Origin of the sequence: Amylibacter sp. IMCC11727, from assembly GCF_029854195.1 — a bacterium.
Taxonomy (GTDB): Bacteria; Pseudomonadota; Alphaproteobacteria; order Rhodobacterales; family Rhodobacteraceae; genus Amylibacter.
Genome location: NZ_CP122960.1, coordinates 2,718,867 through 2,733,235, shown reverse-complemented (window position 1 = coordinate 2,733,235; position 14,369 = coordinate 2,718,867). Strand labels below are relative to the sequence as shown.

The 14,369-nt window shown below is 52.6% G+C and carries 16 protein-coding genes; 11 read left to right on the top strand and 5 right to left on the bottom strand.

Features of this window, described 5'->3' with window-relative positions; all coding sequences use genetic code 11:
* Window positions 1–93: 93 nt before the first annotated feature.
* From hppD to QBD29_RS13805, 3 genes are all read left to right on the top strand, one after another.
* Window positions 94–1,191, top strand: a complete 1,098-nt coding sequence (gene hppD, locus QBD29_RS13815) for a 4-hydroxyphenylpyruvate dioxygenase (protein ID WP_280098679.1) — start codon at window positions 94–96, stop codon at window positions 1,189–1,191.
* Window positions 1,191–1,550 (top strand): Rieske (2Fe-2S) protein, encoded by a 360-nt coding sequence (locus QBD29_RS13810; RefSeq protein WP_280098678.1) that lies wholly within the window; start codon window positions 1,191–1,193, stop codon window positions 1,548–1,550. The genes hppD and QBD29_RS13810 overlap by 1 nt, the downstream gene beginning before the upstream one ends.
* Before the next feature lie 282 nt (window positions 1,551–1,832).
* Entirely contained in the window at window positions 1,833–2,213 is a 381-nt protein-coding gene (locus QBD29_RS13805; protein WP_280098677.1) for an H-type lectin domain-containing protein, read from the top strand.
* Between the two features lie 19 nt (window positions 2,214–2,232).
* Here QBD29_RS13805 and QBD29_RS13800 read toward each other — a convergent pair whose 3' ends face one another.
* Window positions 2,233–2,538 carry a hypothetical protein gene (locus QBD29_RS13800; protein ID WP_280098676.1) on the bottom strand — a complete coding sequence of 102 codons (306 nt, stop codon included), beginning with the start codon at window positions 2,536–2,538 and terminating at the stop codon, window positions 2,233–2,235.
* A 170-nt stretch (window positions 2,539–2,708) separates the two neighbouring features.
* Between QBD29_RS13800 and lepA the strand changes: the two genes are divergently transcribed.
* The 5 genes from lepA (at window position 2,709) to QBD29_RS13775 (ending at window position 7,239) form a co-directional block, all read left to right on the top strand.
* On the top strand, window positions 2,709–4,508 hold the full coding sequence (gene lepA, locus QBD29_RS13795; RefSeq protein ID WP_280098675.1) for a translation elongation factor 4: 1,800 nt from the start codon (window positions 2,709–2,711) through the stop codon (window positions 4,506–4,508).
* Window positions 4,509–5,048: 540 nt separating this feature from the next.
* On the top strand, window positions 5,049–5,414 hold the full coding sequence (locus QBD29_RS13790; RefSeq protein WP_280098674.1) for a helix-turn-helix domain-containing protein: 366 nt from the start codon (window positions 5,049–5,051) through the stop codon (window positions 5,412–5,414).
* Between the two features lie 52 nt (window positions 5,415–5,466).
* Window positions 5,467–5,973, top strand: a complete 507-nt coding sequence (locus QBD29_RS13785) for an ImmA/IrrE family metallo-endopeptidase (protein ID WP_280098673.1) — start codon at window positions 5,467–5,469, stop codon at window positions 5,971–5,973.
* 491 nt (window positions 5,974–6,464) lie between these two features.
* A complete protein-coding gene (locus tag QBD29_RS13780; RefSeq protein ID WP_280098672.1) occupies window positions 6,465–6,791 on the top strand; it encodes a hypothetical protein in 327 nt (108 codons plus the stop codon).
* Between the two features lie 76 nt (window positions 6,792–6,867).
* Entirely contained in the window at window positions 6,868–7,239 is a 372-nt protein-coding gene (locus QBD29_RS13775; protein ID WP_280098671.1) for a hypothetical protein, read from the top strand.
* On the opposite strand, the gene QBD29_RS13770 is transcribed toward QBD29_RS13775, so the two are convergent.
* Together QBD29_RS13770 and QBD29_RS13765 are read right to left on the bottom strand one after the other, a co-directional pair.
* Entirely contained in the window at window positions 7,240–8,151 is a 912-nt protein-coding gene (locus tag QBD29_RS13770; protein ID WP_280098670.1) for a pirin family protein, read from the bottom strand.
* Window positions 8,152–8,235: 84 nt separating this feature from the next.
* The gene (locus tag QBD29_RS13765) at window positions 8,236–9,405 is read right to left on the bottom strand and encodes a reductive dehalogenase domain-containing protein (RefSeq protein ID WP_280098669.1); all 1,170 of its coding nucleotides are present in this window, start codon (window positions 9,403–9,405) and stop codon (window positions 8,236–8,238) included.
* A gap of 103 nt (window positions 9,406–9,508) precedes the next feature.
* Between QBD29_RS13765 and QBD29_RS13760 the strand changes: the two genes are divergently transcribed.
* From QBD29_RS13760 to QBD29_RS13750, 3 genes are all read left to right on the top strand, one after another.
* Complete coding sequence (locus QBD29_RS13760; RefSeq protein WP_347936471.1) at window positions 9,509–10,516, top strand: NAD(P)-dependent oxidoreductase; 1,008 nt, start codon at window positions 9,509–9,511, stop codon at window positions 10,514–10,516.
* A gap of 3 nt (window positions 10,517–10,519) precedes the next feature.
* Window positions 10,520–11,359: a hypothetical protein gene (locus QBD29_RS13755; protein WP_280098667.1), complete on the top strand. Its 840-nt coding sequence runs from the start codon at window positions 10,520–10,522 to the stop codon at window positions 11,357–11,359.
* A 92-nt stretch (window positions 11,360–11,451) separates the two neighbouring features.
* Window positions 11,452–11,940, top strand: a complete 489-nt coding sequence (locus QBD29_RS13750) for a hypothetical protein (RefSeq protein ID WP_280098666.1) — start codon at window positions 11,452–11,454, stop codon at window positions 11,938–11,940.
* Between the two features lie 7 nt (window positions 11,941–11,947).
* Here the strand turns inward: QBD29_RS13750 and QBD29_RS13745 are convergent, their stop codons facing one another.
* Together QBD29_RS13745 and QBD29_RS13740 are read right to left on the bottom strand one after the other, a co-directional pair.
* On the bottom strand, window positions 11,948–12,622 hold the full coding sequence (locus tag QBD29_RS13745; RefSeq protein WP_280098665.1) for a hypothetical protein: 675 nt from the start codon (window positions 12,620–12,622) through the stop codon (window positions 11,948–11,950).
* Window positions 12,623–12,843: 221 nt separating this feature from the next.
* Window positions 12,844–14,259, bottom strand: coding sequence for a Glu/Leu/Phe/Val dehydrogenase (locus QBD29_RS13740; protein ID WP_280098664.1), 1,416 nt, complete (start codon window positions 14,257–14,259; stop codon window positions 12,844–12,846).
* Between the last annotated feature and the right edge of the window lie 110 nt (window positions 14,260–14,369).

Sequence of the window (14,369 nt, the reverse complement as noted above, 5' to 3'; positions counted from 1 at the left end):
CAATTCTACCTCTGTTCACTAACAACTTTGCGCACCTCCCGCAATATTAGCGCGATATCTTAATGGAAACATCGCACCTTACAGGAGTCTCCCATGGGCCCGTTTCCTCACGACGCACCAAAATCCACGATCTCAGACATGAACCCAGCAGGGACCGATGGGTTTGAATTTGTTGAATTCGCCCATCCCGAGCCTGAAGAACTGCGCAAACTGTTCACCAAAATGGGCTACACCCACACGGCCACGCACAAAACCAAAGCGATAGAGCTGTGGCAGCAGGGCGATATTACCTATGTTCTGAATGCTGAACCAAACTCCTTTGGGATGCGTTTCGTGGACGATCATGGCCCCTGTGCGCCGTCTATGGCGTGGCGGGTCGTGGATGCACAACACGCCTATGAACATGCGATCAAGCTAGGGGCAGAGCCCTATGACGCAGACGACAAATCCCTGAATGTACCAGCCGTCAAAGGCATCGGCGGTTCGCTTTTGTATTTTGTCGATACCTATGGTGCAGGCGAAAACGCCTATGCGGATGAATTTGATTTCAACACCAACGAACAGCCAACAGGGGTTGGCTTCTTCTACCTCGATCACCTGACCCACAACGTGATCCGAGGCAACATGGACACATGGTATAAATTCTATCGCGACACGTTCAATTTCCGTGAAATCCGCTTTTTTGATATCGCGGGCAAGGTCACTGGCCTGACATCACGCGCCCTGACGTCGCCCTGTGGACGCATCCGCATTCCGATCAATGAATCCGCCGACGATAAATCCCAGATCGAAGAGTATTTGAAAGAATACAAAGGCGAAGGCATCCAGCACATCGCGGTTGCCACAAACGACATCTACGCGGCCACCGATGAAATCCACAGCCGCGGCCTTGAGTTCATGCCACCGCCCCCACCGATGTATTACAAAATGTCCCACAAACGGGTTCAGGGCCATCAAGAGCCGATTGAACGTATGGAAAAACACGGCATCCTCATTGATGGCGAAGGCGTCGTGGATGGCGGTGAAACCCGCGTTTTGCTGCAAATCTTTTCCAAAACAGTCATCGGACCGATCTTTTTCGAATTCATCCAACGCAAAGGCGATGATGGTTTCGGCGAAGGCAACTTCAAAGCCCTGTTCGAAAGCATCGAAGCGGATCAAATCGAACGCGGTGTGATCGACGCGGCCTAATGACCCTGCATTGGACAGATTTCCCAGACGCGCCAGCCGCTGGTACGCTCATTTGCACGCTTAAAGACGTGCAAATGGGCATATCGGCACATCTGATCGGGGATTTCCCTATGCTCATTGTCCACGACAACGCTGGCATTCGTGCTTTTGTGAATGCCTGTCCGCATCAGTTCCTGCCTTTGGATGCCCGCGGTGACGTGTTGGGCGCGGATGGCACGCGATTGATCTGCACCAATCATGATGCTGTCTTTGATGCCCTGTCAGGGCAGGGCGTTTCAGGCCACGGTCTAAACTGCGCGCTCAGCCCCATTCCCCTTGATGTAACACAATCCCATGTCAGGATCGCAATTTCCCCCTAAGGCGTGTGTGATAAAACCACCTTGCAATCAGAGCGGGATAATCGCGTCCCCTGTCGATTTATTTGTCACGGTCCACAAAGTTTACCCGAATTCATGTTTGACCTGATCTGTCAGCTGTGATTCACTGAACCTGTCCAGACGATGGAAAAATACCAACGCAGGACACCAGCAGTTTTTTAAACCCCTGTATTGATTTGCTTAGCTTAACCGAAGTGTAACGAGGGCAGAGTACTCTATTTTCCGTGGGGCAACACAGGTACAACAATGGACGGAACACGGCATATGCCAGCGCAATTTGCGCAACAAACAACCTCCCCTTTGGTGGGGATGCAGATCATCACTGGCACGGGTGAGGTCTTTAATCACGTGGACAACAATGAACCGATGTGGTCGGGGGACGGGGATCGCGGTGTGCGCATTCCTGTGGCCTTTGCGGCGCCGTTTCAAAAACCACCCCATATCACAATCGGACTTTCGGGCATTGATGCCTCGCGGGCGCAAAACCTACGTTTTAACATCACCGCCGAAGAAATCACGCGCGAAGGGTTCATCCTGTCGTTCGTGACGTGGGATGACACCAAAATCGCACGCGCCTCTGCATCTTGGTCCGCAATCGGCTCCGCCGTACCAGTCAGTGCATTGCGCCGCAACGGTGGCCAGTAAAACCTGAAACGCGCCGTTGTTACTTCGCGCAAATTTTGGACGCATAGGCACCAAACGCCTTATACCGCTTCCAAAATCGCTCTTTGCGCGGGTCTGATGATTGGCGTGTTTCTTGCGCCAAGTCTGGTTTTTTGAAGAATTTCGCCGCCAAACGCCGATCCGCAAAGGTCAGCTTTGCATTCGCCGCCTGTTGAACACACCGACACAAACTCGCCGTGGCCGCTTTGCGGTCCGATGCCTTGCACGCCCGCTCAATCCGCCCCGCCTGCGCATCCGCAGCACCCAGCATGGAACAGGCCGCCAAAAGGGCTAAAAATCGTTTCATATCCACCTCAATCCGACGCTTCATGCGCTCTTGAAGCCCTTGTGACACGACATCCCCCACGAGGCAAGAACACCAGCAGTCACATGTTGGTCAGATCCCCATGGGATAGATGTGCTGATTGTCCCAACCCACCTTGACGCAAACGCCAATCCCCGCCATATCCCAACCCCATGACTGATCTTTCAAAAATCCGCAATTTCTCCATCGTTGCGCACATCGACCACGGTAAATCCACCCTTGCGGATCGCTTGATCCAGCAGACAGGCACAGTGGCCGAGCGGGACATGGAGGCGCAAATCCTCGACACGATGGATATCGAAAAAGAGCGCGGCATCACCATCAAAGCCAACTCTGTGCGCATTGAATACAAAGCCAACGATGGGGAGGATTACGTCCTCAACCTGATCGACACCCCCGGCCACGTGGATTTCGCCTATGAGGTCTCCCGCTCCATGCGCGCGGTCGAAGGCTCGCTTCTTGTGGTGGACAGCACCCAAGGGGTGGAGGCGCAAACCCTCGCCAACGTCTACCAAGCCATCGACGCGGACCACGAAATCGTCCCCGTTCTAAACAAAATCGACCTGCCCGCGTCCGAACCAGATCGCGTGTGTGAACAGATCGAAGATGTGATCGGCATCGACGCCACAGATGCCATCATGGTCTCTGCCAAAACAGGCATCGGCATTCCAGATGTGCTAGAGGCCGTGGTCACCCGCTTGCCCGCCCCGACAGGCAAAGCAGATGCCCCGCTCAAGGCCATGCTGGTGGACAGCTGGTATGACGCTTACCTCGGCGTGGTGGTTCTGGTGCGTGTCATCGACGGATACCTGCGCAAAGGTGACCGCATCCGCATGATGGCCACCAACGCCGTCTACCCCGTGGATCGTGTGGGTGTGTTCCGCCCGCAGATGGACAATATCGACGTGCTTGGCCCGGGCGAAATGGGCTTCCTCACCGCCTCCATCAAACAGGTGCGCGACACCAAAGTGGGCGACACAATCACCACCGAAAAGAAGGGCACCGAAGAACCGCTTCCAGGCTTCGCACCGTCCCAACCCGTGGTCTTCTGTGGCCTGTTCCCCGTGGACAACGCCCAATTCGAAGACCTGCGCGAAGCCATCGCGAAACTCTCGCTCAACGACGCGTCTTTCTCCACCGAAATGGAAACCTCCGCCGCGCTCGGCTTTGGCTTTCGCTGCGGCTTCCTCGGCCTCTTGCACCTAGAGGTCATCCGCGACCGCCTGGAACGCGAATATGATATCGAACTCATCACCACCGCCCCAAGCGTGATTTATCACGTCCACATGCGCGATGGCTCTATGATCGAACTGCACAACCCCGCCGACATGCCCGACCTCACCCATGTGGACCACATCGAAGAGCCGCGCATCAAAGCCACCATCCTTGTGCCCGACGAATACTTGGGCGATGTGTTGAAACTCTGCCAAGATCGCCGCGGCATCCAACTGGACCTCACCTACGCAGGCACCCGCGCCATGTGCGTATACGACCTGCCATTGAACGAAGTGGTGTTCGATTTCTATGATCGCCTGAAATCCGTAACAAAAGGTTACGCGTCCTTCGATTACCAAATGGAAGGCTACCGCGAAGACAAGCTCGTCAAAATGCAGATTTTGGTGAACGAAGAACCCGTCGACGCGCTCTCTACCATGGTCCATTCTGAGCGCGCCGAACAACGGGGCCGCGCCATGGTCGAAAAGCTCAAAGACCTGATCCCCCAACACATGTTCAAAATCCCAATCCAAGCGGCGATTGGGGGGCGGATTATTGCACGGGAAACCCTGTCAGCCCTGCGCAAGGACGTGACGGCGAAATGTTATGGTGGGGACGTATCGCGGAAGCGGAAGTTGTTGGACAAGCAAAAAGCGGGTAAGAAGAAAATGCGTCAGTTCGGGAAAGTAGACATCCCGCAGGAGGCGTTTATTTCAGCGTTGAAGATGGATGGGTGAGGATATCAGGCGCATGTGGCAGTTAATTTGCGCCTGACTCTCGTTTCATTTCTCTTTTCGAACGCCTTTAAAAGGCGTCTTACTCGAAGTTTTAACATCCATGAAGCGACCTGTGTTTGCGTCTCGTTTGACATAGTGGCCTGAAGGCGTTTTTGTTTGAGAGCGCTGCCTTACTGCTCCTTTACGATGCCCGTCGCCTTTGGGTGGGTTAGTAGCCATTTTATTCTCCTATTGTGTATGACATGCGGTTGCGCAGAAATAGCACCCGTTTACTTGTGCATAGTGCTTGCGCGCTTCTGTTACTGCTGAGCGACAAGTAGTAAAGTCCCCTAGATAAATTCGGTTCTCCACCGCTGGGAGCCAAGAGCAGCCAGTGGTATGGACTTCGTGGTCACCGTTATTTTGAGAGTTTTTGTTTACATAGTATCGTGACATTGCGTCATTCCTTATTGTTGTAGTGATTGTTAATTGCTAGGTAGCAATTATTCACTATACCTAGGGTCGTGGAAAAAAAATTGCAAGAGTGAAAATGGAGATCATATGTCAAATTCTTTTTTCGATGCTGAGGCATTTTATTCTGCTCTAGATTCTTATCGATTGGCTAAGAAAAAAAACTGGAAAAAGGTTGCGAATGAGTCTGGCGTTTCCCCTTCCACTTTAACTAGAATGGGTCAAGGAAGGCGGCCAGATATAGATAGTCTTGCAGCACTAGCTACTTGGTCGAAGCTAGACGTTTCGAAGTTCTACAAAACTAATTTGGATGAAGTTAGTAAACCTGAACCATTAGCTGAAATTACAACGCTACTCAGGGCAGATCGGAATTTGAGCTCTGATGGCGCAGCCGCATTGGAAGCTATGATAAAATCCGCTTATGAGCACATGAGGGAGAAAGAAAATAAAACTTAGACGAGGGTTCATTAAAGAGTCTGAAGAATACGCCCAAATTTATAGAGAAGAGTTGAAAATCAGTTCGGATGGGATGATTGTTACTAAACAGCTCGCAGAGCACTTGTGCGTTGATGTCCTTGAACTTTCAACACACCCAACTATTCCCAGCGAAATCAAAAATTTTTGGAAGAACAACAACGAGGACGTTTTCTCGGCCCTTACTTTGCCGTTGGGAAACAAAAGGGAGGTAATTCACAATGATTACCACCATCCAAATCGACAGAATGCAAATATTGCGCACGAGCTCGCACACATTATTTTGGGGCATGGGCTCTCCGTTCCAATTTTGCCAAATGGGAAACGGGACTATGATAGAGAAGTTGAGGAGGAGGCAAAGGTTTTGAGTACGGCAATTTTAATTCCCAAAACCGTAGCGGTTAGTATTATTGAAAGAGGGATAAGCCTTGAACAAGCATCTGATGAATACTTGGTCAGCAAGCAGTTGCTAGAATATCGCATACGAAAAACCGACGCGCGAAGGTACGTTTACAATCGCCGAAAAAAATGGCGCAGTTAAGAGCTCCATTTGTATCAATTTCTTTCTAAACTTATCCATTCCTAAAACACTCTACGTTACAGACAATCGGTTTTTTAGAAAGAAAAATGAAGACTCCATGACTTCCAAAAAGGCCCCTAATTGGCCATCGTCACCCCCGATCTCCCACGCAACACCCCGTTAACCCACACGCCACCCATACCTACAGGACCCCTGTTTCTGGGTGGTTTGCTTTTTTTCACAAACTCCCAAACCTAAACGCTGCGCACGGTTGACGCATCTCTCTGCGCAACGCCGTGAAGGCCACTGTGTTTGAGGTTCCAATCCACCTGATGGGCAGTAAAGAGTCCCGCTGTCGTTGCATCCCCATTGGCTGTGGAAAGAAAAACCATGGCCTCCCGCGTCTTTATCAACTTGCCTCAAATCCTGCGTATTTTGTCTGCCCAGCCCACCCGTTGAATTAACCAATCGCGGCGATCCTTTCCTTCATCAAAACACAAAGGAGAGCCGTCATGAGAGCAGGATTTTTCACCATTTTGGCCGTGGCCACCGCGGCCTGTTCGCAAATACCCGTGCAGCAACGTATCGTAGGCGGGGACATTATTACCCAAGAAAATCAAGACTTTGCCGTTTTTGCAGAGGCGGGCAATGCCGTGGCCATCCGTATGGGCTCGCAATCCATTACCGACGATATGGCCCCCGCCGTCAACGCCATCAAACGGGCCACAGGGTGCGATGTGGTGGCAGGGTCCATCACGCTTGATCCGAAATCCGTGAGCGCTGATTTATTCTGCAAACCCATCACAAAACCCGCCTTGGCGCAGATGCCACACCTGTAGCCCACAGGCCCCGCGCGGCTTGAGAATCGGTTAAAAACAGCGTACTCAGGGTGCATCCTTTGGGGGGATATGACCTGTGAGTAATAAAGTAATTGAATCGGCCAAAGCCGAGATCGACACATTGGTGTCGGACAAATTTAAAACCAAAAAGGGCACCTTAGCCCAAAAACTCCGCCGCGCCGGCCGCCGCCTCCCCCGCGGCGTCGCCCAAGATGTTGCGTATTTGGAAGAGGCGGAAAAGCGTATCGCCCACCCGCGGCGGCGGGGCCAAGTGGATCGCAAACGCGTTGATGGAATCGTGCAAAACAACCGCAAAGCCTTTGATCGCGTCGATGTGGCCCGCGACAAATCTCGTGAACGGATCAACTGGCTCGGTGTCTTGGTGATCAACCTGATGATGTTCGGCGTTGTGTATTACGCCCTGCTGAAATGGCTGGGCGCAATCTGATCAGTGGGCGGGGCGAATAAACGTCCCGTTGCGCAACTCGGCAAAGGCCTTTTGCAGTTCTTCTTGTGTGTTCATCACTATCGGTCCGTGCCAAGCAACGGGTTCTTCAATCGGTTTGCCTGATATCAGCAAGAATCGAATACCTTCTTCGCCCGCTTGCACGGTAACGCTGTCGCCCGTGTCAAACTTTACCAGCGTGCGGTTGCCCGACAGATCCCGAATATTCACTTCTTCGCCCATCACCTCTTTTTCGAGCAGCACTCCCGTTGGATCAGATGCCCCCGCAAACGCACCAGCCCCTTCAAAAACATAAGCGAACGCACGGCGATATGTGTCCACGGGCAGCGTCTTTTTCACACCCGCTGGAACATAAACATCAAGGTATTGCGGCTCTGCGGCGATGCCATCCACGGGGCCAGTTTTACCCCAGAAATCCCCAACGATCACTTTAACAATCGTTCCGTCATCATCCTGAATGACAGGAATTTCCTTGGCCTCCACATCCTGATAGCGTGGCGCGGTCATCTTCAAGTCACGGGGCAGGTTGGCCCATAATTGAAACCCGTGCATCTGCCCTTGCGCATTTCCACGCGGCATTTCCTGATGCAAAATCCCGCTGCCAGAGGTCATCCATTGCACATCCCCAGCGGCCAGCTTGCCTTCGTTCCCAAGGCTGTCTGCATGATCCACTTCCCCAGAGAGAACATAGGTAATCGTTTCAATCCCACGATGCGGATGCCACGGAAATCCATTGGCGTAGTGTTCTGGAATGTCATTGCGAAAGTCATCGAACAACAGAAATGGATCCAGCTCTGATGGGTCTTGAAACCCAAAAGCGCGATGCAAATGGACGCCTGCACCTTCCAGCGTTGGTTGCGCTTGGCGAGTGGATTTTACGGGTCTGATGGACATGGTCGTGCCTCCGAATTTGGTTTCTCCAAACATAGGTGGCATTTCATATGGAACCAAGATCACAGCGCGAAAAGCACTGTTCGCTTACGGCGAACGCCACCAATCTGAGGGTTTCTTGCGCGCACCGTGCCCTTTGGCCATGCGCAGGGCCAGCTTGCGCAACGGAGACAACGCCAACTTTAGCCAGACACGGTGATACCATTTGGTAAAGTCGCGGTTAAAAGGGCAAACCCGCATGCAAATCGCACAGTCCGAAGCCAGTTTCGCCCAAAAACCGAAACATTTTTCGGCGTCAGACGTCCATTTTTTAACGCCTTTGATCGCACTGACGTTGGGCTGTTCATCACTTGGTGGGCCAAACGGCAGCGCCTTAACAGGGCAGGCATCTGCACAAGCCGTGCAAATATCGCAAAAGGCCCGCACGCCGAGCGGTTTTGCCGCGTCATGGGACAACGGCAGATTGGTAAAAATCTTGGAAAATCGCAGGCGCGGGCCGAACTCTGGGGTAATCACCAATTGGTTTCGCGCGTATTCGCCAAGACCTGCTTTCACTGCATAGGGGATCACCAAACCCGTATCATTCATCGATGCCACTGCCTCGTACCCCAAATTGCGAATATAGGCAGCCACTTGCATCACAATGGCCGCTTCGTGCGAATATTCGCGCCCCGTTGCGGCCCCAGCCAGTGCTGACGGATAGGTGGCAACCAAGTTTTCTTCCATTTGGTGTCCCAGCACGATGACGCTGGTCATGCCCTCTGGCAAATCGTTTGGGGCCGCAGACATGTCACGAGTGTCCACCCGTGATTTATAAAGCCAGCGCCTGTCGAACTCTGTGATCCCGCACAGGTCAGCCCCAAAAAACGTGGCAATGCGTTTAACTTCTGCGCTCATTGCGGATGGGTCATCAATGGCCATCGCTTCGGGCGCAATCGGGGTGTCGGCGGCGATGGGAGCTTGAAACCCTTCGCGGCGGCCCTCTGCTGCACTTCGGTCTGATATCACATCCGAAATCAACCAAGACGCATTGCGCAAGGCAAAATCTCTTTGTGAAAAACCATCACCCCGTCGTGGCGTGGCTTCCATACGGTAACTGGCGAAAAAAGCGTCTGTTTTGGGCGATTGTACGGTTTCATCCCACATTGCGCGGCTAAACACATCGTTGCGTTGTTCGAATTGTTCGAAATCGTCTGTAACCTCGATACCCGCTTGGGCATCCGTGTCATGCTGTGGAGAATTTGCAGGCCAAGTCATGGGATCACCTTAGGGCGCGAAGCCTCTTGCGCAACCCTATCCATCAAAACCCGACCCCAACATGTCGCAGATGGGCTATCCTTTTGGAGCCGACTGGCATGTCATGGGAACAACAAAACAACAAAACAACAAAGAACAGGGTACAGTTATGAAAGTTGGATTTATCGGTTTGGGCAATGTGGGCCACAAACTTTCGGGCAGCTTGCTGCGCAATGGAATTGACCTGACCGTTCTGGATTTGAACCGCGATTTGGTGGATGCAATGGTGGCCAAAGGGGCCAAAGCGGCGGAAAATCCTGCCCAAATGATGCGCGAGTGTGATGCGGTGATCACCTGCCTGCCGTCCCCTGCTGCATCTGATGCGGTGCTGCAAGAGATGCTGCCAGAGGTGAAAGAGGGCAAAATCTGGATGGAAATGTCTACCACCGATCAGGCCGAGGCCGAGCGCTTGGGCGCAAAGGTGATCGCGGCGGGTGGCGCGGCGGTGGATTGCCCTGTTTCTGGGGGATGTCATCGCGCCGATACGGGCAATATTTCAATTTTTGCAGGCTGTGATAGGGATACGTTTGATCGCATTCTTCCATTTCTTAAAACCATGGGGCGGCGCATTTTGCACACGGGTGACCTTGGCTCAGCATCAATGCTCAAGGTGCTGACGAATTATCTCGCGACCGTGCATCTTGTGGCCAATGCCGAAGCCTTGGTAACTGCCAAAGCGGCGGGTATGGATTTGAACACGGCTTATGAGGCGATCAAAATTTCGTCGGGTAATTCGTTCAGCCACGTCACTGAAAGCCAAGTGATCCTGAACGGGTCGCGCGATATTTCCTTTACGATGGACCTTGTGAAAAAGGATGTGGGTCTGTTCCAAGAAATTGCAGAACGCAATAACGTGCCTTTGGAAATCTCTCCGTTGATTTGTGAAATTTTTGATGATGGCATTCAGAAATACGGTGATCGAGAGCTGTCCCCCAACATTATCAAACGGCTCGAAGAGGCTACGGGCCTTGATATCCGTGCCCCTGGCTTCCCACCTGAAATGACGGATGATGAACCCGAAGAGGCAGGCTACGAAGTGATCCCGCAAGGCAAACAAACTGCAGCGGAGTAACACGTGGAGCAGACTGCGCTCATAAATTATGAGGCTTTGCCATTGAATGCGCCTACGGATGCAAATTACGCCGCACTGGTGGATCGGGTGCGTGCGGATTTGGCCCGTGATGGCTGTGCCGTTGTGAAAAACACGCTGACGGATGCGGGCCGCGCCGCCCTGATCGCAGAGGCAGAAGCCACTGCGCCACTTGCCCATAAATCGTACAAGCGCACGAATGCCTATTTCACCAAAGACGATCCATCCCTGCCCAAACATCATCCCGCGCGGCAGTTTTTTGATCGCTCTAACGCGTTTGTACCTGCGGATAACTTTGCGAAATCAGGGCCTCTGCGTCAAATTCAGGACCATCCGAATTTCGATGCGTTTATTCAGGCCTGCCTGCAACAAGACCGGTTTTACCGATACGCCGACCCGCTTGCAGATGTGATCATCAATACGGCGGGGGCCGGCTCTGGGTTTCCCTGGCATTTCGATACCAACAATTTTACCGTCACATTGGCCATTCAGAATGCTGAACACGGTGGCGCGTTTGAATACGCCCCCAACATCCGCGCGGATGGTGAAAACTTCGAAGAAGTCGCACGCGTGCTGAACGGGACATCAGACAAAGTCACGCAACTGCATTTGGAACCGGGGGATTTGCAGCTGTTCAAGGGACGTTACAGTTTGCATCGCGTGGCACCACTGTCTGGGCAACGTCAGCGGTATGTCGCGATATTTTCCTATGTGGAAGAACCTGATATGGTGGCAACGCCCGAACGCTGCAAACAGCTTTATGGCAGGGTGCTGCCCATTCACTATGAACGGGCAGGGCAACGGGCAGATGACTTTATCGACTAGGGGCATTGCGGCGATCTGCAAAGTCACGCGCAAGGCGGCTATCGGATCAAAAGGTGCTGGAAACCTTTTGGTTGTTACGCTTTAAAGAGAGAATGAAAGATGCAATCGCAACATTAGAACCGTCTTTAGGGCGCCGCTGGTTCGGTGCCATTGTGCTGGGCATTTTAGGGCTGTTGCTTATTTTTGTGACACTCCGCAACCCGCCAGATGGCGTGCTTTTGAAGATATTGGTACCGCTGGTTGGGGCCTTGTTTATTTGGCAGGCGCAATGGAATTTGCGCGTCACGCAACACGGGTTGTACTTAACCAAAGAAGGTTTGTTTGATGCGCAAGGAAACATTGTGTGCCCTGCGTATAACATGGCTGAAGTGGATCGTGGGGTGTTTGCGTTTAAGCCCTCTAACGGTTTTCTAGTGCGTTTGCATGAACCAGAACCCAAAAGTTGGGCACCAGGTTTGTATTGGCGGTTGGGCAAACGTTTGGGGGTAGGTGGTGCAACAAACCCCGCGCAAAATCGCGAATTGGCCCAAGCGATCGAAGTTCTGATTATGGAACGATCCCTCGGGCCTGAAAACGCTTGAACACGGGTTAAGCCGCCTTGCGCAGCACCAATTCTTCTGGTGGCAACCCTTTAAACTCTTGTTCCGATGAATGGACTGCGATTTGGGATGTGTCATCCAATCCGTTGTCTGCGTGCCCCTCATGCTGGGTCATGGTTTCCGCCGAGGCAAACGCAACGCCGTCGGCATCTGGTTTTGGTCCATGAGGACCATTCAGCGCGTCCGCGTCTGAAGCGTTATCGGCCAATTGGACCAGATCTGAGTTATCCGCAGGCTGGTTTTGCCCGTCCATCGGCCACAAATCCGTGGCTGGGTCGGATGCCAAAGATGGATCATATGCACTGTTGCCTTCGGCCATTTCTTCTTGCGCGAAGCTGTCGAACGGATCGGTGTCTTGGCCCACCGGCAGCTCTGCCCCAAACTGCGCAGGTTCAACGGACGCATCCGCCGCGTCACTGGCTGTGGCAAAGTTCAACAAACTGTCACGAAACGCGCTGAAATCGTTTTCCGATCCATCCACACCGTCTTCGGGAACATCAAGCCATCCTAAATCTGCCGTGTCTTGAAATTGCTCTTCTGCGTTTTCGCGATCCTCTCTGGCGTCATTAATTCGATCGCGGATTTCTTCAATTGAATCGAAATCGATGCTTGAAAGTGCAAGAACCGACAGCAGCCCCATTATAATCATGACAGTAGCGCTCATTGTTTCCTCCGAAATTACAAAATGACGATGTTGACTTGCGGCAACCTTGGAGGATGTCAGGAATAGATATGGTTAATGCTGATCGAATTCTGCTTTTGAAAATATGAACAATTTGATTGAAAGGGTTGGTGTTGGTCCCGTGTGAGCAAAGACTGTGTGGATCACAAAAACAAAAAAGGGCGCTACAAACCGCAGCGCCCGTTTTTGAAATATGAATTGTTTTACAAACCCTTAGCGCGGTAACTGTCTGCCACTTTGTTGATCGACACGAGGTATGCCGCCGTGCGCAGGTCATGCACATCGTCGCGTTCATGCCAAACCTTGCGCATATCTTGGTAGGCCCCGCGCATCGTATCTTCGAGCCCAGAGCGCACCAACTCCAACTCCCCCGCGCCATGCAAATAGCGCTGTTTGAACGTGTCTGACAGTTTTTGCCCTGTCACGACTTCCAATTCGTCAATCAGCAAACGGTGGCGTTCTTCTTCTTGGCGGCGCTGCATACGGCCAAATCGAATATGGCTGAGGTTCTTGACCCATTCAAAATAAGATACCGTTACACCACCCGCGTTTGCGTACATATCGGGGATGATTACACAACCTTTCTTGCGCAGGATTTCATCCGCGCCTGATGTGACTGGGCCGTTCGCGGCCTCGATAATCAGGGGTGTTTTAATGCGATCGGCGTTGTTCAAATTGATCACACCTTCCATGGCGGCAGGGACCAAAATATCAGCATCCATTTCCAGAATTGGTGCATCTGCAGGATGGATCGTACCGCCAGCAAAACCATCTGGGCTTCCGTGCGCAATCAAATGCTGTTTCAGGGCTTCGATGTCGATGCCGTCTTCGTTAACGACACAGCCGTTGTATTCCAAAACGCCAACGACCTTGCAGCCGTCGGTTTCTGACAGGAATTTGGCCGCATGATAGCCCACGTTGCCGAGGCCCTGCACAATCACACGTTTGCCGTCCAGCGTGCCGCTCAGTCCTGCGGCTTTCACATCTTCAGGATGGCGGAAAAACTCTTGCAACGCGTATTGCACGCCGCGACCTGTGGCTTCGGTGCGGCCTTGGATACCGCCACCAGAAATTGGTTTACCCGTCACACAGGCGCGCGAGTTGATGTCCGTCGTGTTCATGCGCGCGTATTGATCGGCGATCCACGCCATTTCCCGCTCCCCTGTTCCCATGTCAGGGGCTGGTACGTTTTGGGATGGGTGGATCAAATCACGTTTGGCCAATTCATAGGCAAAGCGGCGGGTGATGCGTTCCAACTCGTCTTCTTCCCATTCCCGTGGATCAATGCACAAACCGCCCTTTGATCCGCCAAACGGCGCTTCGACCAATGCGCATTTATAGGTCATTAGGGCCGCCAGCGCTTCGACCTCGTCTTGGTTCACGGACATGGCGTACCGAATGCCGCCTTTGACGGGTTCCATATGTTCAGAATGCACAGAACGATAGCCCGTAAAGGTATGGATATCACCCCGCAGTCGAACACCAAATCGAACAGTGTAGGTGGCGTTACAGACTCTGATTTTTTCCACCAGACCTGGCGGCAGGTCCAGCAGGTCCACGGCGTTGTTGAACATGATGTTGGTGGATTCGCGGAAACTTGGTTCTGCTTGGCGTGGCATAATGGCCCCTGTGCTGTGTTAAGAAACGGCCACCAAAACCCGAGAACCCGTGCCCCCGAGCGTAACGTGGCACAAGATCAATATGGACAGAAGGTCGCAGCAGGCGCAAC

Excerpts from the sequence above, each read along its gene's own strand:
- hppD (WP_280098679.1), top strand. The coding sequence starts at position 94 with ATGGGCCCGTTTCCTCACGACGCACCAAAATCCACGATCTCAGACATG.
- QBD29_RS13810 (WP_280098678.1), top strand. The coding sequence starts at position 1,191 with ATGACCCTGCATTGGACAGATTTCCCAGACGCGCCAGCCGCTGGTACG.
- QBD29_RS13805 (WP_280098677.1), top strand. The coding sequence starts at position 1,833 with ATGCCAGCGCAATTTGCGCAACAAACAACCTCCCCTTTGGTGGGGATG.
- QBD29_RS13800 (WP_280098676.1), bottom strand. The coding sequence starts at position 2,538 with ATGAAACGATTTTTAGCCCTTTTGGCGGCCTGTTCCATGCTGGGTGCT.
- lepA (WP_280098675.1), top strand. The coding sequence starts at position 2,709 with ATGACTGATCTTTCAAAAATCCGCAATTTCTCCATCGTTGCGCACATC.
- QBD29_RS13790 (WP_280098674.1), top strand. The coding sequence starts at position 5,049 with ATGTCAAATTCTTTTTTCGATGCTGAGGCATTTTATTCTGCTCTAGAT.
- QBD29_RS13780 (WP_280098672.1), top strand. The coding sequence starts at position 6,465 with ATGAGAGCAGGATTTTTCACCATTTTGGCCGTGGCCACCGCGGCCTGT.
- QBD29_RS13770 (WP_280098670.1), bottom strand. The coding sequence starts at position 8,151 with ATGTCCATCAGACCCGTAAAATCCACTCGCCAAGCGCAACCAACGCTG.
- QBD29_RS13765 (WP_280098669.1), bottom strand. The coding sequence starts at position 9,405 with ATGACTTGGCCTGCAAATTCTCCACAGCATGACACGGATGCCCAAGCG.
- QBD29_RS13760 (WP_347936471.1), top strand. The coding sequence starts at position 9,509 with ATGGGAACAACAAAACAACAAAACAACAAAGAACAGGGTACAGTTATG.
- QBD29_RS13750 (WP_280098666.1), top strand. The coding sequence starts at position 11,452 with ATGAAAGATGCAATCGCAACATTAGAACCGTCTTTAGGGCGCCGCTGG.
- QBD29_RS13745 (WP_280098665.1), bottom strand. The coding sequence starts at position 12,622 with ATGAGCGCTACTGTCATGATTATAATGGGGCTGCTGTCGGTTCTTGCA.
- QBD29_RS13740 (WP_280098664.1), bottom strand. The coding sequence starts at position 14,259 with ATGCCACGCCAAGCAGAACCAAGTTTCCGCGAATCCACCAACATCATG.